The sequence below is a fragment of the Limnoraphis robusta BA-68 BA1 genome (assembly GCF_034932365.1).
GTDB classification, from domain to species: domain Bacteria; phylum Cyanobacteriota; class Cyanobacteriia; order Cyanobacteriales; family Microcoleaceae; genus Capilliphycus; species Capilliphycus robustus.
In genome coordinates this window covers 22,837-46,051 of record NZ_JAYGHR010000086.1, presented here as the reverse complement: position 1 = coordinate 46,051, position 23,215 = coordinate 22,837, and the positions used below count along the sequence as shown (strand labels likewise).

Sequence of the window (23,215 nt, the reverse complement as noted above, 5' to 3'; positions counted from 1 at the left end):
AGTTAGCATAAAAAAGCGCTTCTGTCTATCTTATTTACAAACGATTACAATACTAAGAATAAACCCAATTTGGAAAGGCATCGTGATCTCTAACCTTGCTCAAAACAGTTCTCGCCAAGCCCAAATTGTTGAAGTTGTCTTCCGCAACGGTTGGGACTATATGCGCGGCTTGCTAACAGGTGGCAAAGCCGATGAACCCAATTTACCAACACCTGCGGTCCTTCGCAATATTTTAATCGAGTTAGGCCCGGTTTATGTCAAGTTAGGACAATTACTCAGCACCCGTCCTGATATTTTACCCGCCGACTACATTGAAACCCTCTCCACTCTACAAGCTCAAGTTCCGCCTGTCCCTTGGGTAGAAATGGAAGCTTTACTGTGGGGAGAGTTAAAACAGCCATTAGAAAATGTATTTGCTCAAATTAACACTGAGGCTGTCGCCGCAGGTTCTATTGCTCAAACCTATCGTGCTACCCTGAAAACGGGTCAAGAAGTCGCCCTGAAAGTTCAACGTCCGGGTATTGATCGGATTATCGAACAAGATATTTCTGTTCTCAAAGGTTTGGGAGAATTAGTTGCTTTAACGGACTTCGGCGAAGATTATGATATTGTTGCCTTGGCTGAAGAATTTGGCAATGCGTTGAGAGCCGAATTAGACTTTAGAAAGGAAGCGATACATACGGATCAACTGCGAACCAATTTATCTGAAAGTCGTTGGTTTGACCCGACAAAAATCATGGTTCCCAAAGTCTATTGGGAGATGACAACAGCGAAGTTATTGGTGTTAGAGTGGTTGAATGGAAAACCGATTTTAACGGCAAAAGTAGACGGTCAAAATTACAACGGAGATGCTACGGCCGAACGCCAAGCAATTAGTACCCTCGTTTGTCGCGCTTTCTTCAAACAATTTTATATTGATGGTTTCTTTCATGCTGATCCTCATCCGGGTAATTTATTTTATCTAACCGATGGTCGAGTCGCTTTACTAGACTGTGGAATGGTGGGTCGTCTTGATCCCCGGAGTCAACAAATTTTAACGGAATTGCTCTTAGCGATTGTCGATCTCGATGCTCAACGCTGCACTCAATTAACGATGAAAATTGCTGAGTCTGCCCGTCCTCCCAGTTTAGCCAAGCTGGAAAATGACTATGCAAAAATGTTGCGAAAGTATTATAACTTGAGTTTGTCTGAAATCAAGTTTTCTGAGGTTTTTTATGAGATTTTAGCCTTGGCTCGTCATCATAAAATCAAACTTCCCAGCAGTTTAGGATTGTATTCTAAAACGTTAGCAAATTTAGAAGGAGTAGCCCGATCTTTCGATCCGCAGTTGAATTTGTTGGAAGAAATTAAGCCGTTAATGACGGATTTATTTCAACGTCAATTGTTGGGAGAAAATCCGATGGAAACGTTATTAAGAACTGCATTGGATATGAAAAGTTTATCTTTGCAGTCTCCTCGTCAAGTCGAACAGTTATTAGATCGAGTCACCTCTGAAACGCTCAAATGGAATATAACCCTGAGTGAGTTAGATCCCCTGCGTCGTAGTTTAGATGATTCTGCTAATCGACTTTCATTTAGTATTGTTGTTGCAGCCCTGATTATTGGAGCGGCAATTGTCACGACAGGCGCACAAACTCCTCAACTTACTATTTTAACAAATGCTTTGTTTGGGGTTGCGAGTTTCTTTGGATTATGGCTGATTGTGAGTATTTTACGTTCAGGTCGTTTAAAATAGTATTGATACGCTCATAAATTCGGGGAACTTCAACCATCAGATCGGGAAAATTAACATGGCATACAGTGAATTTACCCTCAAGAAAGTCAAGTCAGAATTCGGTCTGCAAACGATTGAAAACTTCTCTCTATTTAGTGATGCTATCCCCTTGAAACTGAGCGATTATTTACAACAAACCTTACAACGAAATGTTCCGCTAGCCCTGGCTATTAATACCGAAAAAGCGCGATCAGAGTTGATCATCATTAATATTCTGCTCGAAATTAAAGAGAGGCTTTCAGATCGGATTAGTCTGTTTTCAGGGATTGATTTTAATGTAGATAAAGAGCGGGGACTCACTGGATTTTGTGACTATATTTTGAGCGCTTCAGCAGAACAATTCTATTTAGAAAAACCTGTGATTGCCATTGTTGAGGCTAAAAACGAGAATATTGTATCCTGTCTGGGACAATGTATTGCTGAAATGTACGCGGCTGATGTTTACAATCAGCAAGAAAATATAAGCTTGCCTTGTATTTATGGGGCAGTAACAACGGGGGATGAATGGAAGTTTTTAAAGTGGGTTGAGAAGACTGCTTATATTGACCGCGATTCTTATTATATCAGCGAGGTTGATAAGATTCTCGGTATTTTGTTCAACATGGCACAGCATCAAGTTTGATATTCTTTAGGTTTAATCCAAAGTGCTGTAAAAAATATTGGTGTACCGCCAATCAATCCTAATATTAACCATCGATTGAAACGGCGACCTTTTTGTTTGGCAATCAGTGCAGCAATTCCGCCAATCAGACAATGAAAAAACAATAAAAATAGGGCAAGTTGGGAATCGATTTCAACATTAAACATTCAGAGAAGGCTTGGTTTTATCTAATGACGACTTTCTCAGCATAACATAAATTCACTCAAAAGATAATTAGGATTAAAAACCCGGTCATACCCTGTCCGGTTGCTCAATTCTGTTATGGGGGAAGGGCGGGTTTAAACAGTGACCAGTGAACAGTAAACAGTGACCAGTAGGGGCGGGTTGCGAGTCAATCTATGTTTTCCTAGAAATAATAGACATAAACCCGCCCTTAACAGTGACCAGTAACCCGTGATAACTGTAAAAACTGATAACTGATAACTGTATAACTGTAAACTGTAATGAACCCGCCCCTACACAATGATCATTGATTAATCGGAGATGATATCACTCTTAGGAAACCGGGTTTTTGGGTTGATCTCTAGGGATGAAATAATCGACTATTTCTTCTGTTTTTTCGCGGCGGGTGCTTTAGGTTTGGGTGGGCCGAAATAGCCTTTAAAAATCTCATGGGCGATGGGTGCAGCCGACACCGAACCATAACCCCCCGCTTCTACCGCAACCGCGATCGCAATTTCCGGTTTATCTGCTGGCCCAAAAGCAATATACATGGAATTATCGGGTTTTCCTGGCATTTCTACTGTACCTGTTTTACCCCCCGTTAACGGAATCGTACCATCATTTAAACGTCGTCCAGTTCCTTCTTTGACCACATCAATTAACCCCTGACGAACAACATTTAGAGTAGCAGCAGAAATCGCTGTTTTCACTCGTTGAGTTTCCTTTGTATTCGTTTGAGAGGCTAATAAATGAGGTTGAACTCGCCATCCGCCATTGGCAACGGTTGAAGTCATCACCGCCAATTCTAACGGCGTGACTAACACTAACCCTTGACCAATTGACATCGAAACGGTATCCCCTAAATACCAAGGTTCACCGTAATTTTTTTCTTTCTCCGCAGGGGTTGGAAGTTGACCATGATTGGCGCCATCTAGTCCTAAAAGATCTAAATTAATTGAACCGCCAATCCCTAATTCTCGACCCCATTTAGAAATTTGTTCGGGGCCTGCTTTCATTCCGACTTGATAGAAAAAGGTGTTGCTACTCACTGCTAACGCCTTTCTAAATCCAATCACTCCATAACCCGATTTATTATGTTCGTGGAAGGAAATATTACCGACTCGAAGTGCCGCCGAAGTCATCAATGTAGAATTGGGTTTAAACTTCCCAGATTCCATCCCCGCGATCGCAGTAACAACTTTAAAGGTACTGCCCACAGGATATCCTTGTACCGCACGATTAAGAAGTGGATTTTCTCCCCCTTGCAATTGATTCCATTCTTTCGTTGTTAACTGACGAGTAAACTGATTCGGGTCATAATTTGGACTACTTGCCATCACTAAAACAGCCCCGGTTCTGACATCAATTGCCACCACTGCACCCCGTCTGTTACCTAATTGTTCTTCTGCAATTTTCTGTAATTTGTAATCGAGAGTCAGTTGAACAGGTTTTCCAGAAATAGGAGATTGTAAGCCTAATTCTTGAATTTCATTTCCTCGCGCATCGACTTCGACTAAGCGATTTCCCCAAGCACCTTCTAAGTCAGAATTCGCTTTACTTTCAACGCCTGATTTCCCAACTATCATCCCCATCGGATAATTGGGGTTGGCTTTGAGTTCATCGAGGGTGGCTTCTCCAATGTATCCTAATAGATGAGAGGCTAAATTATTATTCGGATAGTTACGCCTGGACTCACCACGAATTTCAATGCCTCTAGATTTACCCATTTCTTCAGCAAGACCGACGAACATTGAAGGGCTAATATCTTGATAAATTCGCACGGGAAGCCGAGAATTATATCCCGCTTTTTCGAGTTGTTCTAAGATTTGAGTCTCAGGAATTTTGATAATTTCGCTTAACTGATTAGCGGTTTTTTTCCATTGTTCGGGGGATTGTTCTTGCGGCCACAAATAAACGGAACGAGACAGACGACTGGTGGCGAGTATTTCTCCTTTGCGATCAAGAATTTCTCCTCGTTTAGCCGGAACAGGTGACAAACGCAGACGATTCGTTTCAGCCCAAAGTCGATTATATTCTCCTTGAACAATTTGCAGTTTAGCAAGTTGAAGGGTATACACACTCATCAAACCACTAATTACCAATAGCAGAATAATCCCTTTGTGCAAACGGGAACGTCTGACGGTGGAATCCTGCACATCGTCTGCTTTTGTTACATACTTGGGTTGATAGTCAAATAAGGTTTCCGTAGTCATAGGAATTACATTAGTGTATTATTTCTTATTCCCGATGAAGGGAGGTGAAAATCCGGATAAGACGATAAATTTTTGAGTTCCTGTTGAAAATCTAACAGGAAGTACGAGGGGTTTCTTGTTGAGAAAACCATCAATGAGTTGCGAAACTCATCGCGGTGAACCTACTTTTTAAAGCGAGATGAAGAGTAATTGATTCAATAACCCTTCTTTTCTGATTCTGAGAAATCCGTAGGGTTATTCATCTTTGGTTTCGGTGATTGATAGTTTTAAGGACGTTTAACTCTGGGTTAAAGTTCCTCAATAATTGCTCAATTTTTGATCCGTTCTAGACTGCTTCGTGATCCGAATCTTCTCACCCCCTAGATTGTGTTAATAATGCAGTTTGATAATTTTTGACTTGAATATCTATTCCCGTAATAGCCGTCCCCACAACCACCGCAGTCGCACCTAATTTGATTGCTTTTTTTGCTTGTTCGGGTGAAGAAATACCGCCTTCACAAATCACCGGAACTTCGAGTTTCTGCACCATCTTTTCGAGGAGATCAAAGCCAGGAGGAGACAGATTTTCAGTTGCTTTTGTATAACTATAAAGGGTCGTCCCGACAAAATCTGCACCTGATGAAGCGGCTTCAATTGCTGCTTCTAAAGTGTCTATATCTGCCATTACCTGTTTACCTAATTCTTGCTGAATTTTCGGAATCAGGGTTTTGAGGGTTTCTCCGTTGGGACGGTTTCTTAAGGTCCCATCTATGGCTATGATATCAGCTCCCGCCTCGGCGATCGCAACTGCATCTGCAAACCGAGGTGTAATATAAACTTCAAAGCCAGGAATCTGTTGTTTCCACAGTCCAATTATCGGCTGTGTTATCGCTTCTCGCACCGCTTTGACGTGATTGGGTGTATCGACTCGCACTCCGACTGCACCTTGGTTTATAGCCGCTTTCGCCATCGCTGCAATCACAATAGGATGATGCAAAGGGGAGTCAACCGGCGCCTGACAGGAAACAATTAAAGATTGAGGGGGAATAAGATTTTTCTCATAGGCCATCTTTGCTGAATCCTGTAATTTTGCTTATCTTATCTAATTTAACGGCTATTTATTATTAACGGTTTAATCTTTTTAGTAAATTTTATATTTCTTAAATTTTGGGGAATTTGTACCCGGAAAGGACGCAAGCCGCAGCGCCCCTACAATATTTTTCGCTTGCTGTTGTCCAACGAGGGTTAAACTTCTGCTTGAACTGTCTTTTTGCTCACAGTTATTTTCGGTAACAGCGTGTATTTTAAAGCATAACCCAAATAGGTCAATAATACAATAATCACGGCACCGATTCCGACTGGACTGGGTATCCAAAAAACGGCTTCTAAGTGGTTGACTTCACCTGATTTTAACGTCCAAACGAGTTGACCGTTTTGTTTGGATGTCACCGTTAAGGGTTTTGCTGTTTCCGGGTTAACTGCTTGAGATTCTATGAGTTTAGCGCCCCAAGGGGTATTTAAACTAAATTGTAACTCTAGCAAGTCTCCTGAATTAATTAAAACCTGTTGATTGGTTGTCAGTAAAGCTAGCGATCGCAAATCTAGTTCTAAACTTAAATGATTCCGCAAAACAAAAATAAAGTTATTTTGGGTTAAATCTAAATTGGATGAAAATTGAGGTAAATTCTTTTCGAGTTGATCTTGATATCTTGGCTTTTTACTCAGGTCAATGGGATTAAAAAACTGTTCAAATTTCTTTTCTAAATCCGCCCCATTATTAAACGGAATCGTCACTAAAATTCCCCGTTCTGAAACTTGCTGGGTTCGCCCCTGAACCTCTCTGACTCGATGTCTGAGACTGCGTACCCACTCATTGACAATCTCACGGCTAAAGCCCGTTAAACGTTCAGATAGCTGTATTTTTTGCTGAATAGTTCCGTGCGTTTGGCTATTAAATTCAATGCCAACATCATACTGAACACAGCCACTCAGCAACAAAGAAGTGAGAAAAACGATTAATAGGGTTCGGATCGTTTTCATGGTTTTAACTGTAGATACTGAATCAGAAACATTTGAACGGTTTTAAGACTTTCGGGCGGCGACTCCCAACTGTTTAAATAGCATACTGGGAACATTTGATCCGCCGCCTACCCATTCAGGGCGATCGCTTAAATCCCCTAACTGTTTAAACGCTTCAAAAATGTTACCTGCTACCATTGTATTCTTTAAACGGCCGACAATTTTACCGTTTTCGACTTTATATCCTAAATCTAAATTAACTGAAAATTCTCCCGCCAATTGATTCGACTGACCCGCCCCCAACACTTGATCAACAATTAATCCTTCATCGATACTCGCAATTAAATCTTCTGTAGAAGTGCTTCCCGGACTCATACAAAGATTCACTAAAGAAGGCCCCGGACGCGATAACCCACCGCGAAACCCATTTCCGGTTGGTTCAACTTGACCTCGAACTGCCCACTGTCTATCCCAGTAAAACCCTTGAACGGTGCCTTTGTCAATCAATGTTTTTTGAGTGGTGGGGGTTCCTTCATCGTCAAACTCACAAGCCGAAGGCCCAAATTTGGGATCTTCATACAACGTGAAACGAGGATCAAATAGGGTTTGACCCAGTTTATCACTCAAAGGTGAGGATTTCTGCACAACCGCCTGACCTGATAACACCGTTTTAAATAAACGCCCCAACACCATCGCCACCGCCCTGGGAGTAAATAAAACAGGAAAAGTTCCGCTAGAAATGGTTGCTTTTTGTTCAGCGAGACGGTATTTTTCAATCAATTCTGATAACAGGCGATCGCTATCTAGAGAACGATCTCTGGCAATATCAAAACTAGAGATTTCGAGAAAATCTTCTCCTCTGACGAGATTTCCGCCCAAACTTCCGGTGACAATTTGACTCGATTGTTCGGCAAAAACATCTTGATTTGTGGCAATTTGTACCTGTTGAGTCCGAACATGAAAGCCAACATTAACGAGAATTTCTGAATTATAGTTGTGAACTTTTTCGATTAACGAGTGACCTAATTCTACTAAGTCTTGAGTCGTTGGGGGAATATAAGAGGTTTTGGGGCTAGAGTGATGAAAATTTGCAGCGAGTTCAAAGTCTACGGGATCACCAATTTCTGCGGTTTGAATGGCTGCATCAATTAAGTCATCCAGTCGAGTTAAATCTGTTGAACTCGCAAACCCTAACTTTCCGTTATGAATGACTCGTAAAGCAACGCCCTGTTTCGCTTTCGTTTGTAGGGATTTTAGGCGATTATTTTCAAACTCTATCGGTGTATCTTGAGACGAGAGAAAATACACCTCAGCCGCCTCTACTTTTTGACGGGTTTGTTCTAAGAGTTGTTCGACAATTGAGTTTACCATAAAATTACTGTTGATAGGTTTGTTGTTTTTATTTTAAAGGATCATGTTGCTGTCGGGGCGAATTCCACTCAGATTGAGGTTTTTCACAAACAACTTCAAGAAACCCGCCCTGACTCTCTTGTTTATTCCCAACTTTTTGTCCACAGAGTTTCATTAATCTCAGCTAAAATTTCATCAGGATAAAGAATCTCCTTTTGAGTTTTTTCAGCGAGAACATGAATTTCCAATCCTTCCGAGGGTTCTAAGGTTTTCAAAGAAGATTCAGTCGCTAACCGCATCGGCACAAAAAACTGATCATCCGAATCTAAACTTGCATCAATATACCGCTTAAAATTCAGTTCGACAACCGGATCACAAAGTAAAATCAAAACTCTCACCAACTCAATATGATTTTCAGGATTATTACTATTTTCAGGGGGAAAAGTTTGTACTTGAAACGTTTCCATTTTTTGATCAAACCATTGTTGATAATCCTCCCCTGGCCCCCATTGCGGATAATCACATTCAATATCAGCGACTCCATAACCTTTAATCTGATGAGGATGAACCCATAAGCGATTAAATAAACGGTACATGGGAACTTTTTTATAGATTTCTTTGAGTAAGACTTTAGAATTCATGAGAGGATTAGAATTGTAGATAGACTAAGTTTAACGATTTTTAGACGGAAAAAAGAAAAACGATTGAGCAGACTGAGCAAAATGTCCGACAGAGAAAACGTCAAAATGTCTCAGATGAGCTGAAGTTTCCCTTTTCAGGTAAACTGAGTAAAGTGTGAGAAATCTAACTAGATTTTGACTCAACCCGAATTACCCCGTTGCCTTCCACTTAAATATTAAATCACAAATTATAGTGTAGGCTAAACTCAAACTGGATTTTGAACGTTATGACTGGAACACCGCAAGACAACCCCAACCCACAACCGTCGAATGAAACCGGGAATGTAGAAGAATTAGTCCAATTACTCCGTCGCAAAGAAGGAACTTGGGTAGACTGGGGACAAGCCTGTGCGACGCTACAAAAATCGGGCTACAATTCCCAAAACCTGTTTGAAGAAACGGGGTTTGAACCGATTCAGCAAAATCAGGTGATTGTCGCTTCTCAAGTATACAACTCTTTGGTAACAGGCGGCGCTTCTGAACGGGTGCGATCGCATTTTATGCAAAAAGGAAGTGATATTCTCTATGAATTTCGCATTTTAACGCAACCGGAACGAATAGAAGCGGCAGAATTTACGATATCCCAAAATATTGACGCCGACGAAGCCAAAGATCTCGCCAAAGCGATCAAAGATCTCTCCCGTGTGAGTCGTTTACCCGAAGGTTTTACGCGACATCCCGGTGATGCGATCGCCTATCAATGTTGGAAAGCTGCGCGACAACATAGCGATCTTCAACAGCGATCGCGTTTAATTGCCAAAGGGTTAAGATTTGCTAATTCTCCCGACGCCCGACAACACATTGAAAAACTATTAACTGATTTTTCCGTTGTTTCCACTCATCCCGCCCCTCGTTTACCTGTTTATCGGTTAGAATCAGATGAAGATTTACCGCGTATTCTTCCGGTTGTCGGTGAATTTCCGTTAACTGTAGAAGATTTAAAAGCGGTGCCAATAACTGATGAGTTTGAACCGTTTCGCATGGTTAAATTTGAGGGTTCTGGGGCGTGGATACCGCTTCCGGGTTGGCAGGTGATTACGAAGGCAGAAGATCCGGTTGTTATTATTGGTAAAAGCGACACTTTACCGAGTCCTTTACCGGGAAAAGTTGAACCTGTTTTAGTCGTAATAGATCGTTCACAACGTCAATGGGAAGCGGATCGTTATTTCTTGGTTGAACAGGATAATAAACTGGAATTACAGTGGTTTGAAGAAGATCCCAATTTATCACTGTTAGGACAATTAATTTTAGTTATGCGTCCGAAAAAGGTGTTAGATGAAAGTCAAATTGGGAATTTAATGCAATTTGAGGATTAATTAACCTCTCCCTGATTATATTCCCCGATCATCCCCCGCCCCCTAAATCCCCCGCCCCCTAAATCCCTGCCCCCGTGACCCCCGCCCCCGTGACCCCCAACATTGGGGGTATTGGGGGTAGCTGGGGGTATTTCTGGGGGACTTTTACAAGATCCCCCTAAATTCCCGTTAAAAAGGTGTAGGGTGGGTGACTTTCCTTAAAATTGGTGATTTATACTAGAAATTGATTGTCACCCACCCTACTAATATTGGCTGGGTGTAGGGTGGGTTATTTTCCTCAAAATTGGTGATGTTTACTACAAATTAATTGTCACCCACCCTACAAAGAGGAATGGTTGTTATTTGTATTTTATACACAAAATCCCCAACCGTAGGGGCGCAAGGCTTGCGCCCTAAACCTGATAAAAAACCCCTAAACCTGATAAAAAAAACCCAACCTACCGAGGTCGCCACAATTTAATCGTATTGTCATCACTTCCACTGGCTAACGTGTTACCATCGGGGCTAAATGCAACACATTTAACCCAATCTGAATGTCCTTTTAAAGTAGCAATTTCAGTTTGAGTTTTCACATCCCACAATTTAACAGTTTTGTCATAACTCCCACTGGCTAACGTGCGACCATCTGGGCTAAATGCTACAGACCCTACGCAACCTGAATGTCCTTTTAAAGTAGCAATTTGAGTGTGAGTTGCGATATCCCAAAGTTTAACAGTTTGGTCATCACTTCCACTGGCTAATATTCGACCATCGGGCCTAAATACTACAGACCTTATCCAATTTGAATGTCCTTCTAAAGTAGCGATTTCTCTGTGAGTGGAAACATCCCACAATTTGATAGTTTTGTCAGCACTACCACTTGCTAAAATATTCGCTTTCTGATTCAATGCTACACAAACAACTGAATTTGAATGTCCTTTTAAGATGGCAATTGTTTGGTGAGTTTTCACATTCCACAAGCGAATAGTTTTGTCAGAACTTCCACTGGCTAAAATATAACGATCTTGACTCAATGCTATAGACCTTATCCAATCTAAATGTCCTTTTAAAGTCGCAATTTCCCGGTGAGTTCTGATATCCCAGAGTTTGATGGTTTTGTCCTCACTCCCACTCGCTAAAATACGACCATCTGGGCTAAATGCGACAGAAGTGACCCAATGCGAATGTCCTTTTAAAGTAGCAATTTGAGTGTGAGTTGTGATATCCCACAATATAATAGTATGGTTATCACTTCCACTGGCTAAAATTCGACCATCGGGGCTGAAAGCAACAGACCTAACATGATTTGAATGTCCTGTTAAAGTTTTAATACAGGTTGCATTTTTCCAAGAAACAGGTGAAGTAGCAGTTTGAGAAGATTGAGGAATTTGAGAACTTTTTGTAGAATGCGATCGCAAAGCTGTTAAAATATCAGAAACAGACTGATAACGTTGCCGAACGTCTTTTTGCAGTAACTTAGTTAGAACTTCCTTTAATTCCTGACTAATAGATTGCTTGAGATGTTGTTCCCAGTTGCGAGTCCAACCATAACCTTCTTCTAAGAACAAATCATAGGGATGAACTTGAGTTAACAGATAAAAACAAGTTACCCCCAAACTAAATAAATCACTCGCCGGATAAGCTTCCCCGCCTTGCAGTTGTTCGATAGGTGCATAACCATCGGAACCAATACGAGTCCCAACTTTTGTTTGTAATACCGTTGTTGATAACTGTTTTGCAACCCCAAAATCAATTAACACAAAACATTCATCGCCCCGACGTTGAATAATATTATCCGGCTTGATATCCCGATGAATCACCTTTTGTTCGTGAACAAATTTCAAAACGGGTAATAAATTATCCAACAGTTGTTTAACTTGCGGTTCCTTCCAAACTCCCCGCTTTTCAACTAATTGTGATAACGTCTCGCCTTCGATATATTCCTGAACTAAAAATAACTGTTTTCCTTCCTCAAAATAGGCGTATAATGTGGGAATTTGGGGATGTTTGCCGAGTTGCTGAAGTTGTCGGGCTTCCTGTTCAAACAGTTGTGTGGCTTTGTTTAACGCCCCGGTTCCCTGAACGTTTGCGGTGAATTGTTTGACCACACAATATTCATTCAATCTATCAATATCTTCCGCGAGATAGGTTCGACCAAAACCCCCTTCTCCTAACAGTTTTATCACCCGATAATGACCTCTCAAAATGGTAATTAATTCGGTGCCACAAGTTTGACAATAGCGGTTTCCGTCGGGGTTGTCGGGTTTAGGACAGTAGGGGTTTAAACAGCAGGTCATACGGTGTGAGATAGTTGAGGATCTTATCTCTATTTTCTCTCAAGTTCACCCCAAACGTAAACCTTTATTGTTACCTCTCTTCTAATTAACCTCCATCTGAAAAACCCGGTTTCTTTGAGAAACCGGGTTTTTATCCACTACTCTCAACTTCACCTCAAACGTAAACCTTTATTGTTACCTCTCCCTTGCCCCCCTTAATCCCCCCTTTATCCCCCCTTAAAAAAGGGGGGGTGGGGTTAGGCGAGGGGAGTATTAAATAATAAGATATAAAAGGGGGGTTGGGAATTAATTATTGTTAATACTTACGGTTTATAGATGTTCATCCTTTAAATCGTTAGTCCCTAAAAGCCTATCCCAAAAGGTAAAATACAATCCATAATGTATTTGATAATTGCGATGATGAATGGAATGATAGGTGGCACTAATGAGCCATTTTCCCAGCCAATGATTGGGGAAAGCCGGAAATAATTCAAACCCCAGATGATTAACGACAGCCCAAATCGTCATTGTTGTTAGTAATAAACCCAAAACGATAAAATGAACGGGGATAATGAAAACAACAGCGATTAGAAATAATCCTTGAATCAATGCTTCAAAAAAGTCGAGGGCAAAAGATGTCCAAGGCGTTGGATAATTCGACCTGTGATGACCGCGATGCAGCCATCGAAACAATTTAGGATGATGAAATACTCGATGAAAAAAGTAGAAGCAGGTATCTTGTAAAAAAATCACACCGAGGAAACTGATCACTAAATAAAATAGTCCATAATCATCAATTGAAGAATACAAGCGCGTTGCACCCGAATCGTGTATATACATGACTAAGGCAGTGCAAACCGAAAAAACGAAAGTCGAGATGATTGAAAGTTCAATATCGTTTTTAATTAAATCCCTGTTGGGGGACTGAAAATCAGAATATTGTTTTCCAAAAAAGCCCCCAAAAAACGAATAAAACAACCAGTATGTGCCTCCAGCGATCAGAAAGTAGCGAATCAAAATAATTGCGAAAAAAGCGAAGAAATAAAAGAACCAAAGCTTCATAGTCTTGAGTAATTCTTAAAGATTAACGATAACATTAAAATTAGCGATAAAATAAAGGGACTTTAGCTATAGAGCGATTAAACTCTTTTTTAAGCATCACAGTTATTGCGAGAAAGTTCATCTATCTAAAGGTGCAGTACAGTAGCCATTCCCGCTCAGTAGATGAGCAGTCTAGACCCTTGGGCTAGCAGATATAGCATTTTTATTTTAAATGAAAAGCGAAGCGTAACTCATCCTACAGCCACGCCAAAATCGGATATTGTACGGATACGCCTCACCAGCGCTAGAAAAACGAGGGGGACTGTCTGTGTAACGAAAATCTCTTGTTACCAAAAATTGCCGCACACGCCCCTACCTTCAGGTATGGGGATATAAGGCTCTTTCTAATGCTATAATAACTCAACTGGCAGGGTATTCAACCAGTTGAAAAACCCAGCATCTAATCGATGCAATGAACCTTGAAAACTTAAGGTACGGGGTTCTTGCCAGGAATGCTTTGGCAAGATAAAACCTTAAAGCACCAAGTACAGAGAATCAAGCATTTTTTTCTCAAGTACGGTAGGGCATACCGAAACTATCTCTGAAATGAGATGAACGACTGGGGAGACTCACCCCTCTGGAGTTGATTGGGAAACCAGTTGGCTGTAAGGGTTGTCAATGAATCAGTAATCCAAAGCCGTGAGGCTTGGAGAATCCCCTTTCTTTAGAAATGGGGAGTATGTCAATGAACCCAATCTCAGATATTCTATTAGATTGTTGTCTGACTTGTGGTGTTAACCCTTCACCCGAAAAATGCTATGAAATGGATACGTCGAGGAGTGAACAACCTACGCCGAGATACCCGTCAACCCGCCAACCCAAAGCTAACACGCTTTCAACACAAAGCCGCTATTAGCATCTTTTTTGTGTTTATGGGATTGATGTTAACTCAGGTTCAAGCTTATTCTTTACCCCCAAGTTCAATTTATACCAATCTTCCGGTGCCGAATGTTGAAAAACCCGAAGGAGAATTGCTTCAAAAATTGCGCTCAAATCTGTTAGAAAAACGGCAATTTTTAAGAAATCGTCTTCATGAAGTTTTTCCCGATTTGCCAGAAGTTCAACAAAAATTAGGAGAATTAACGGCAGAAGTTGAATCTCTCACTCAAACTGCAAAGAGTTCTGAAAATAATCTAGAGCAACTTTTCCCAGATTTACCAGAAATCAAAGAACAATTAGGAAAATTAACGGCAGAAGTTGAATCTCTCACTCAAACTGCAAATAGTCCTGAAAATCGTTTTCAGAAAGTTTTTCCCGATTTATCAGAAATCAAAGAACAATTAGGAAAATTAACGGAGGAAGTTCAATCAATTTCTCAAGCTGCAACTATTCCTCAAAATCAGCAAGCTACTGGCCTCGATAATGTTAACCATCAACGGGAATTTCGCGGGGTTTGGGTGGCATCGGTTGCGAATATTGATTGGCCGAGTAAACCCAATTTACCTGTTGCTCAACAAAAGTTTGAACTGTTAGCAATTCTCAGCCGCATGGAGGAGTTGAATCTCAATGCGTTAGTGTTGCAAATTCGACCGAATGGGGATGCGTTTTATGCCTCTCAAATTGAACCTTGGAGTGGTTGGTTAACGGGGGCGCAAGGTGTGCCGCCAAACCCCTATTATGACCCGCTCCAATACGCGATTGAAGAATGTCATAAACGGAATATTGAACTTCATGCTTGGTTCAATCCCTATCGCGCCAGACTCGCCCGCCAAGACTCTCCTTTTTCCCCCAATCATATGGCAGTTGTTTATCCGCAATATGCCTATCGTTATGGGGATTTAGTCTGGATGGACCCCGGTGTTAAAGAAGTACAAGATCGCACCTATGATGTGATTATGGATGTGGTGCAACGCTACGATATTGATGGGGTTCATTTGGATGATTATTTTTATCCTTATCCGGTATCTGGCATTGATTTTCCTGATTCTAATACCTACGCCGCTTATCGGGCTTCAGGTGGAACTTTATCGCTCTCAAATTGGCGGCGTCAGAACGTTGATCTGATGATTCAACGAATTGCTGAGGGCATTAAAGCGACTAAACCTTATGTTAAATTTGGGATTAGTCCGTTTGGTATTTATCGGCCTGGAAAAGCACCCGGAATTGTCGGATTAGATCAATATGAATCATTGTATGCGGATGTCAAATTGTGGATGGAACAAGGTTGGGTGGATTATTTGGCTCCCCAATTGTATTGGCGAATTGATCCGCCGCAACAAAGTTATCCGATTTTGTTGAATTGGTGGTTAAGAAATAATCCTCAACAACGTCATATTTATGCGGGAAATTATTTGAGTCAATTAGATAACGGTTGGCCGATTTCTGAGTTTGAACGTCAAGTGGAAATTTCTCGTCAGAATTCCCAATATTTATCGCTGGGAAATATCTTTTTTAGCATGAAGATTTTCCGGGATAATCGTCAGGGTGTGAACGATATTTTTAAATCGGGGTTGTATTCAAAACCTGCGTTAGTTCCGCCGATGACGTGGCTCGACAATGAACCGCCGCAACCGCCAACGGATGTAATCGTTCGTTATGATACGGTGAGTTGGAGTCCATCTTTATCGGAAGATATTCGTTCTTGGACGGTGTATCAACAGCAGGGAAATAGTTGGGAATTATTGAATATTCTCAACGCTGAAACAACGACGGTAAGGCTTCAACCCGGAACCTATGCGATTAAAGCAGTTGATAGAATGGCGAATGAAAGTGTTGAACAAGTGGTAGCGGTTCAGTAAGCAATCGCATTTTAAAATTAATTAAAAACCCGGTTTCTCATCAGTTACCGGGTTTCTCTTTGAGGTTGAGTCAGGTTATTTGTTGGAAGTTCTAAATCTCTGTGAACCTGCCGCTACACTGTTCACTAAAAACACCTACCAAGGACTACTAATAAGAGTAAATCCTGACCAATAAAAAGGATGAGAAAAGTCTGTTTCTCCCAAGGCTGGTAAAGTTTCAGGTAAAGGCATTTCTCCCCCTGATAATATCAACTTTCCGTTTAAACGAACCTTTCCTTGAATCATTTGAATTTGGGTTTGTCTGAGTGTTTCTGCTTTAGTCGGTGCGGTTTTTAACTGTTGATAAAATTCACTCATTAAGGCTAACGTTCCTATGTCGCTGACATACCATAAACTGGCTAATGCAGACTGAACCCCCGCTTGTAACGCGAGTCCTGCAAAACCTAACTCGACATCTTGATTTCCGACAGCCGTTTGACAAGCACTCAAAACTAATAATTCAGCCGGGGGATTATCCCAACTAATCTCTTTCATTTGATTTAAATGCAGTTGAGTATCCCAAAATTGGATATAGGAATTGTGCGGTTTTCCGGGGAGAAATTCGGCGTGAGTTGCTAAGTGAATGATGTTGAAGGCTTTAGAGTCAATTTGAGTTTTGAAGTTGTCTAAGGTAAAGTTTTGATTGAGAAATAATTTTCCCGGCCAACCCATTGGAAACATTTTAGTTGAGATATTTTCTATTGAGTTAGACTCCATAGAGTTAGAATTAACAATGCTTGAGAGTTCAACGGGAACGGCAGGTAAAGGCGCTTGTTCTTGAAATTCTGAGGCACCCATCGCCAGAATTCTGGCTTTTTTGATGGGTGTATAGTTGGAGTCAATCAGGTTAAATGCAGGGATAATTGAGAGGCTGTATTTTTCTACCAAAAATTGTTTTCCATCGTGTAAAGCGGCTATCGGTAGGGTACGCAACCCTTTTCCTAAACAAAATAATATCGTGTCTATTCCTTCTGTTTTTAGATTGGCTTCAAAGGGTTTTATGAGCCATTCATAGAGTGTTTTAGCCTGACTGAAGTAGGAATTTTTGTAGAGGTTTCTAGGATTAGTAATTTCATAATGAAAGGCTTTGACTGCATCAATTAGAGCTTGACGCTTGAGGGTATATATATCTTGAACGAGAGGGTATTTCCCAGGAGAAATAAAGACTAAATGCAAATATTCTGGTTCAGGAATCATCCAAAACACGGCAGGTTTAATGTTACTCTCTTGGCTAATTTTTAACAAAGTTTGAGCAATTTCATCACCATTCTGTTCAGCGTTGGTGAGGTTTCGTTCAAAATAAACCTCATATTCTTTTTTCAATCTTTGCTCCATTTGCATGACTTTCTCTGATACAGTGGCTTCAGAAGCAATTTTGAACGAATTGGGTTGATTGAGATTTATGTCTTGAGATAGAGTTTTTTCGGAATTCAGGTTGATAGAATAAAAAGTTGAAAGAATAAACAAAACAGTCACTAGACAAGCCTTGTATCTGTTTTTGGAAGAGAATAATTTTCCCAACATACAGCACCTCATTTGATGTTTTTTTCAATGTAACAAATATTAATCTAAATGGCTTGATTTTGAGTCAAAATGTGATAAAATATCCTTTATTTTTAAGATTTTAAGTTGCAGTTTATTAAGTAAAATTACAAATTAAATACAAACTTAAATTTTAATTTTATAAAAAAGTTTTTCACCCCAAGACAAATATTATATATATCGACAAAATACACATCTTATGCAGTTTGTTAATTTAAGCGGTAAAGTTCATAACAAAAACGTTAACTTTATGTATGTGAGGTAGATATACTTTTTGTGTATAAATGAAAGGTGCTGAATTTATTGTTCAGAATAAAAACACAAGACGCATCAGATTGTGTTCAATTCTCCGAATTTTTGGGGATATTATCAGACGCATCAAGTTAACGATTAGAGGAATCAAGTTATGACGACGACGACAGAACGGTTTAAAAAGTTTACGATTTTGCATTCCAATGATATGCACGGAGATTTTTTAGCCGAATCAAAAACAGGAGAAGGTCATGTGATAGGAGGTTTATCGCTGCTTTCTGGATATATCAATAAAGTTCGCCAGGAAGAGAAAAATGTCCTGTTTGTTATTTCTGGGGATATGCTTCAGGGTTCTATGATTGATGCCGAATATAAAGGCCTTTCAACCATAGAAATTATGAATTATTTAGCGCCGGATGTCGTCACTTTGGGGAACCATGAATTAGACTATGGTTTTCCTCATTTATTGTTCCTCGAAAAGATGGCGAACTTTCCGATTGTCAATGCCAACTTGTATATTAAAAAATACAATAAACGCTTGATGAACCCCTATATCATCCTGAATGTTGATGGATTTGATATTATGTTCATCGGTATTGTCACAGAAGAAGTTCTCAAGTCATTAAAGCTAGATACCAGTATTGGCACTTTTGTGAATTTAGAAGATGCTGCTGCTGAAGTTGGAAAAATTTGCAACGCCTACAAAAACGAGGATATTGATCTGACAGTTCTTCTAACCCATATTGGTTTTGAAGAAGACAAAAAACTTGCTGCGATGCTCGATCCGCTTTGGGGTGTTGATATGATTATTGGCGGACACTCTCATACAATTCTCGATCAACCTGCAAAAGTTAATGATATTTTGATTACGCAAGCCGGAGTCGGTAGCGATCAAATTGGACGTTTTGATATTGTAGTCGATGATGATACCAATAGCATTGTAGAATGGACATGGCAGTTGATTCCTGTCGATAGTAATCTAGCTGAACCTGATGTTAATTTGGAAAACTTTATTGCGACTTTCAAAGAAGCAGTAGATCGCAAATATAACCGACTGATTTGCCGTATCGCCCGTCAACTTCTGCATCCGAAACGGGAAGAAGAAACCGAATTAGGGAATTTATTGACTGATATTATTGCCGAACAAGATCCCTTATCAGATGTAGTGTTTCTGGGAAGTGGCTCAATTCGTGGCACTGAATTAGGGCCTTTAGTAACATTAAGTGACCTGAAAAAAGTTTATCCTTATGACGGCCCTCTCTTCCGAGTGAAATTAACTGGGGTGCAACTGAAGATGATCTTTTCTCATTTTATGAAGCCGGAAAATCGAGTTCCCGGTGAAAGTAATTGTTTCCAGGTTAACAAAGCTGTTCAAGCCGTTTATAATGATACCAATAAACAGCTTGAATCTTTGAGTGTTAAAGGTGAACCTGTACAAGATGATGCCCAATATACGCTTTGTCTCCAGGAATATCATTACAAGAATTCTGTTCAAAGTCTGAATATGACGATGGAAGAACTCAGTCAATTAGGTGAAGCTAAGGTAATTTCTACCTCATCTCAAGATGTTCTAGAAGAATATTTCTGCTCTCATCAAAACATGAACAGCTATGTAGAAGGACGATTGGTTTACAAGTCCTAATTTTTCCATTCACGAGAGCTTGAAATCCCATGTAGACACCTGTCACGGCAGGTGTTTACAATGCTAGGAAAATCTTCTCAAAGCTGACAGTGATCGCCTTGTTGCAGTTGACGAATTTTAGATTGTTCTGGAGATATTTTGCTAGAATAGTTAGCATTTGTTTTCAAATAGACAGTGCTTCCTGTCGCGACTAAGGCTAATGCAGAGGGAACGAAAGGTATCCAACCTCCTTGTAAAAATACCCCCCAACAACTGACGTACAATGCGATTAAAATCGTTCCTGTTGTGATGATGAAAACTTGAGGCGATCGCACATTTATAACGATCATACCGCCAATGATTGACCAACTCAAAATAAAAATCGCTTCTCCCCAGTCTGGAAACCACCAAATGAGCGGTTGATCATCTAAAACGCTACTCAAAATTTGACTCACCATCTGCGCCTGAATTTCAATTCCTGTCGTTTTTTGAAGGGGTTGATAATGGTAACTGTAGGGTGTTAACCAATGATGATCATTAAAACTTGATGCCGTTATTCCGACAATAATAATCCGATCGCGTACCCATTCCGGTTTAACTTGATCGGCTAAAACTTCAGATAGTGTGACTTGTCGAGCAATTTGTTGAGTTCTACGATAGTTTAGCATGATTTGATGTCCACGCCAGTCTAAACCAGCCTGATAAGCACCGCTTCCCTGTTCTAAAATATTGAAGATCATCTTTCCTAGCTTTAACTTTCCTTCTGATGTTGTTTCAGAAAATATTTGATCATCCACTAAATAACGTTCGGCTAGTTTCCAACTCAAAGAAAAGCGAGTTTGACAACTAGATGCGGCTCCCACTGATAATAAATTGCGACGAATAATCCCATCTGCATCAACCAAAATATTACTAAATCCTTGACGTTGTAAAGGCACTTCTGGGGGCGGAGAAACACCAGGCGTTTCCAGATCACCATATCGACAAATCACAAAAAAGCGATCACTATTTTTGAGACGATCGCTGAGAATTTTATATTGCGGATCAAGGGCGGTTTCTCGAAATAGATGCAAACCAATCACTCGAGGTTGATATTGTTCTAACTTTTCGACTAATAAAGCTAGCGATCGCTCTGAAAGGGAATATCCTTTTCGTTCTTCTGGAGGCTGTGACTGCACATCATTTTCTGTAATCGTAACCAGTAATAATCGTTCATCTAAACCTTCATCGGGCTGCATTTGCATGAGATGATCATAGGCTTTGAGTTCCCAAGCTTGTAATCCGCCTAGCGATCGCACTCCCCAAATCATACCTGTTATGGTGATTGCAGATAAGAAAATGTTTGGTAATTTCCATCGCCAAAATCTATATTTTTTCTGAGATAAACCGGGTTTTTTCTGGGTGTTAAAACCAAAAAAATTGGCTTTATTTCCGGCTAAATCTTCCCAACTGGGAGGACTATAAGCTGGATTTTGACAAATCACTGGAAGCCAACTCGCACAGGGAAATTCACGCTCAAAATCATCATGTAATCGTTCTCTTGCTTCGCGTACTGCCAAATAAAATGGTTGTCCTTGGGCAAAATTTGTGAGAAAATGTTTGAGAAATTCTTGAGCAACGCGATCGGGAACTAACTCCCGCATAACGATCATTTGAGGAATATTCAGATCATCAAGTTTTCTCGCAAGTCCTAACCCATCACAAGAATTAAAAATTGCCAGTTTTAACCCTTTTTCAACAGATTTTCTTAAACCGAACCACAATTCTTCTATCGTTAAACTGTCTTGAGGATTAATATAAATTCGTCCGGTTTCGCCTTCCGTTTCACTATGTCCGGCAAAAAAGATAATATCCCAAGGTTGTTCCCAAAGTTTATCATTAATTTCCTTATGTTCCGGTTCAACCAAGACAACCGAATCACAATTGGGTAAACTTTGAATAATTTTCAGGTCTTTTTCAATATCAATTCCTTCACTATGACCCAGAATTACAAGAATTCTCACTCGGGAGTGAATCGGATTATTTTTACTGTCTTTAACCGCTTCAATTTCAACCGGACTTAAGGCTATTTCTGCTTTTTTATAACTTTCAAAAAAATCCCATAGGTGTAGGGGTAACTTGTGGAGATCAGCATTATCAGTGCGGATTAAAACCCGAATTTCTTCCTCTTTATTTAGTTCTTCTCGCAGTCGTTTATCAATCAGACGGAAGCTATCAGCCTCTAACCATTGGCTAATGTGAATGCTTAACGTTTGAGCGGAAGTTTGACAGTCTTTAATCCGTTCGGGAATTGAACCTTGACGAATAATCGCCTGCGGTTTTATTCTGTAAGGGGCGGCTAAACTGCGATATTTTTCTTGCCAGTGATATCTTAAATGTTGAGCCAAAGCCGGATTTTCGGGTAAATCCCCTTGTTTTTCTAACAGCGTTTTCCCTTCAGGCGAACGAACTTCTAGCGTGACTCGGAAGCCTTCGGTTTCAAAATCTCCTTCAAATTTCAGGACAACGGATTTACTCATCAACAAACACCCCCGAAATTTTTTAGATTACTATATCACAAAAGCTTCTGTGATGCTAATGTCTCCCCATGCTATTTTAATACTAAACTGTTCTCCTAACTCTCCACTAAACTTAAATAATAGTCTTTCACTTCCTCCCGCTTCGGCTTGCATAATTGATTTTCCGCTATTATCGAGTATCATCAATTGTAGTTGTTCGGGAAGATGACTATAAACTTGAGTGGGATAGAGTTCGACTGAAATATTCAATTCTGAGGGGGTTGTAGGAGTCAGTCCCACCAACAAAGCCATCTCTGTTCCCGTTGGTTCGAGAGAGACTATTTTCACTCGTTCTATCGCAGATGTATGAGAGTCTGAAGTCTGAGAAGGAGTTCGATGATGTTGACGAACATTCCATCCTAATTCTAGATGAGAAGGTTGGGTAATTGTTTCAATTCCTTCCCAAGCACTCTCAAAAATTCCCTGTAACCAATTCCCAAGATTAACATGAAAATTATAAGACTGAACCGTTTCTAATCGTTCAATCACATCTAAAAAATCCTCAAGCGATCGCCATTGATCCAAAGGAATTTTTTCCCGATCAACTTGTTCAAGAAATCCGATAAATTTAGCTTGGGTAAAACCTTCATCAAACTGAATCGCGAGATAACCGATTCTCTCGTGCCAAACCTCAGCCGGAACCTCCACAACCGAAGCATCAAACTTGACAGGACGACATTCAATTTTTCCTAAGTTAGCCAGGGATAAATCAGCCACATTGCCTAAAGTTTGTGTGATCGGATTCCAGCTATCACTTCCTTTTAAATCAGTCAAAATTTCCATCCACTGACAATAATGATTAACAGCTAAAACCGCTAAACTATTGTAGTAAACTTGCTCTCGCTTTTGGGGTTGAGATTGTTTCCCAGAAAAACTCTCAGCAATCTTTCGGTCTTTATTTGTTATGGGCATAGTCATCAATGAGTTCATGGCTTTTTAGTTTTGCTGTTTCAAT

Annotated in this window: 16 protein-coding genes; 5 read left to right on the top strand and 11 right to left on the bottom strand. The window is 40.3% G+C overall.

Annotated features, from left to right (window positions below):
* Positions 1-85 precede the first annotated feature (85 nt).
* Together VB836_RS25380 and VB836_RS25375 are read left to right on the top strand one after the other, a co-directional pair.
* Positions 86-1,735 (top strand): ABC1 kinase family protein, encoded by a 1,650-nt coding sequence (locus VB836_RS25380; RefSeq protein ID WP_323223685.1) that lies wholly within the window; start codon positions 86-88, stop codon positions 1,733-1,735.
* A 55-nt stretch (positions 1,736-1,790) separates the two neighbouring features.
* Positions 1,791-2,396: a hypothetical protein gene (locus VB836_RS25375; protein ID WP_323223671.1), complete on the top strand. Its 606-nt coding sequence runs from the start codon at positions 1,791-1,793 to the stop codon at positions 2,394-2,396.
* Here the strand turns inward: VB836_RS25375 and VB836_RS25370 are convergent.
* From VB836_RS25370 to VB836_RS25345, 6 genes are all read right to left on the bottom strand, one after another.
* Entirely contained in the window at positions 2,387-2,581 is a 195-nt protein-coding gene (locus VB836_RS25370; RefSeq protein ID WP_046279493.1) for a hypothetical protein, read from the bottom strand. The two genes, VB836_RS25375 and VB836_RS25370, sit on opposite strands and share 10 nt — an antisense overlap.
* 396 nt (positions 2,582-2,977) lie before the next feature.
* Complete coding sequence (mrdA, locus tag VB836_RS25365; RefSeq protein ID WP_323223668.1) at positions 2,978-4,810, bottom strand: penicillin-binding protein 2; 1,833 nt, start codon at positions 4,808-4,810, stop codon at positions 2,978-2,980.
* 352 nt (positions 4,811-5,162) lie between these two features.
* Positions 5,163-5,858 carry an N-acetylmannosamine-6-phosphate 2-epimerase gene (locus VB836_RS25360; RefSeq protein WP_046279491.1) on the bottom strand — a complete coding sequence of 232 codons (696 nt, stop codon included), beginning with the start codon at positions 5,856-5,858 and terminating at the stop codon, positions 5,163-5,165.
* 176 nt (positions 5,859-6,034) lie between these two features.
* A complete protein-coding gene (locus VB836_RS25355) occupies positions 6,035-6,829 on the bottom strand; it encodes a DUF3153 domain-containing protein (RefSeq protein WP_323223666.1) in 795 nt (264 codons plus the stop codon).
* A 42-nt stretch (positions 6,830-6,871) separates the two neighbouring features.
* Complete coding sequence (locus VB836_RS25350) at positions 6,872-8,179, bottom strand: TldD/PmbA family protein (RefSeq protein ID WP_323223664.1); 1,308 nt, start codon at positions 8,177-8,179, stop codon at positions 6,872-6,874.
* 122 nt (positions 8,180-8,301) lie between these two features.
* Positions 8,302-8,799: a hypothetical protein gene (locus tag VB836_RS25345; protein WP_323223662.1), complete on the bottom strand. Its 498-nt coding sequence runs from the start codon at positions 8,797-8,799 to the stop codon at positions 8,302-8,304.
* A 266-nt stretch (positions 8,800-9,065) separates the two neighbouring features.
* Here VB836_RS25345 and VB836_RS25340 point away from each other — a divergent pair, with 266 nt between their 5' ends.
* Complete coding sequence (locus VB836_RS25340) at positions 9,066-10,154, top strand: RuBisCO accumulation factor 1 (RefSeq protein WP_323223661.1); 1,089 nt, start codon at positions 9,066-9,068, stop codon at positions 10,152-10,154.
* Positions 10,155-10,591: 437 nt separating this feature from the next.
* Here VB836_RS25340 and VB836_RS25335 read toward each other — a convergent pair whose 3' ends face one another.
* Both VB836_RS25335 and VB836_RS25330 read right to left on the bottom strand, forming a co-directional pair.
* Entirely contained in the window at positions 10,592-12,430 is a 1,839-nt protein-coding gene (locus VB836_RS25335; RefSeq protein ID WP_323223660.1) for a serine/threonine-protein kinase, read from the bottom strand.
* Positions 12,431-12,739: 309 nt separating this feature from the next.
* Entirely contained in the window at positions 12,740-13,249 is a 510-nt protein-coding gene (locus VB836_RS25330; protein ID WP_323223658.1) for a sterol desaturase family protein, read from the bottom strand.
* Positions 13,250-14,268: 1,019 nt separating this feature from the next.
* Here VB836_RS25330 and VB836_RS25325 point away from each other — a divergent pair.
* Positions 14,269-16,248: a family 10 glycosylhydrolase gene (locus VB836_RS25325; RefSeq protein ID WP_323223656.1), complete on the top strand. Its 1,980-nt coding sequence runs from the start codon at positions 14,269-14,271 to the stop codon at positions 16,246-16,248.
* A gap of 135 nt (positions 16,249-16,383) precedes the next feature.
* On the opposite strand, the gene VB836_RS25320 is transcribed toward VB836_RS25325, so the two are convergent.
* The gene (locus VB836_RS25320) at positions 16,384-17,763 is read right to left on the bottom strand and encodes a CHAT domain-containing protein (protein ID WP_323223654.1); all 1,380 of its coding nucleotides are present in this window, start codon (positions 17,761-17,763) and stop codon (positions 16,384-16,386) included.
* Positions 17,764-18,235: 472 nt separating this feature from the next.
* On the opposite strand from VB836_RS25320, the gene VB836_RS25315 reads away from it, so the two are divergent.
* Positions 18,236-19,723 (top strand): bifunctional metallophosphatase/5'-nucleotidase, encoded by a 1,488-nt coding sequence (locus tag VB836_RS25315; protein ID WP_323223652.1) that lies wholly within the window; start codon positions 18,236-18,238, stop codon positions 19,721-19,723.
* 77 nt (positions 19,724-19,800) lie between these two features.
* Here VB836_RS25315 and VB836_RS25310 read toward each other — a convergent pair whose 3' ends face one another.
* A complete protein-coding gene (locus tag VB836_RS25310; protein WP_323223650.1) occupies positions 19,801-22,221 on the bottom strand; it encodes a CHASE2 domain-containing protein in 2,421 nt (806 codons plus the stop codon).
* Positions 22,222-22,251: 30 nt separating this feature from the next.
* The gene (locus tag VB836_RS25305) at positions 22,252-23,172 is read right to left on the bottom strand and encodes a DUF1822 family protein (protein ID WP_323223648.1); all 921 of its coding nucleotides are present in this window, start codon (positions 23,170-23,172) and stop codon (positions 22,252-22,254) included.
* Positions 23,173-23,215 lie beyond the last annotated feature (43 nt).

Excerpts from the sequence above, each read along its gene's own strand:
- VB836_RS25350 (WP_323223664.1), bottom strand. The coding sequence starts at position 8,179 with ATGGTAAACTCAATTGTCGAACAACTCTTAGAACAAACCCGTCAAAAA.
- VB836_RS25340 (WP_323223661.1), top strand. The coding sequence starts at position 9,066 with ATGACTGGAACACCGCAAGACAACCCCAACCCACAACCGTCGAATGAA.
- VB836_RS25345 (WP_323223662.1), bottom strand. The coding sequence starts at position 8,799 with ATGAATTCTAAAGTCTTACTCAAAGAAATCTATAAAAAAGTTCCCATG.
- VB836_RS25370 (WP_046279493.1), bottom strand. The coding sequence starts at position 2,581 with ATGTTTAATGTTGAAATCGATTCCCAACTTGCCCTATTTTTATTGTTT.
- VB836_RS25325 (WP_323223656.1), top strand. The coding sequence starts at position 14,269 with ATGAAATGGATACGTCGAGGAGTGAACAACCTACGCCGAGATACCCGT.
- VB836_RS25355 (WP_323223666.1), bottom strand. The coding sequence starts at position 6,829 with ATGAAAACGATCCGAACCCTATTAATCGTTTTTCTCACTTCTTTGTTG.
- VB836_RS25315 (WP_323223652.1), top strand. The coding sequence starts at position 18,236 with ATGACGACGACGACAGAACGGTTTAAAAAGTTTACGATTTTGCATTCC.
- VB836_RS25375 (WP_323223671.1), top strand. The coding sequence starts at position 1,791 with ATGGCATACAGTGAATTTACCCTCAAGAAAGTCAAGTCAGAATTCGGT.
- mrdA (WP_323223668.1), bottom strand. The coding sequence starts at position 4,810 with ATGACTACGGAAACCTTATTTGACTATCAACCCAAGTATGTAACAAAA.
- VB836_RS25310 (WP_323223650.1), bottom strand. The coding sequence starts at position 22,221 with ATGAGTAAATCCGTTGTCCTGAAATTTGAAGGAGATTTTGAAACCGAA.
- VB836_RS25360 (WP_046279491.1), bottom strand. The coding sequence starts at position 5,858 with ATGGCCTATGAGAAAAATCTTATTCCCCCTCAATCTTTAATTGTTTCC.
- VB836_RS25335 (WP_323223660.1), bottom strand. The coding sequence starts at position 12,430 with ATGACCTGCTGTTTAAACCCCTACTGTCCTAAACCCGACAACCCCGAC.
- VB836_RS25330 (WP_323223658.1), bottom strand. The coding sequence starts at position 13,249 with ATGTATATACACGATTCGGGTGCAACGCGCTTGTATTCTTCAATTGAT.
- VB836_RS25305 (WP_323223648.1), bottom strand. The coding sequence starts at position 23,172 with ATGCCCATAACAAATAAAGACCGAAAGATTGCTGAGAGTTTTTCTGGG.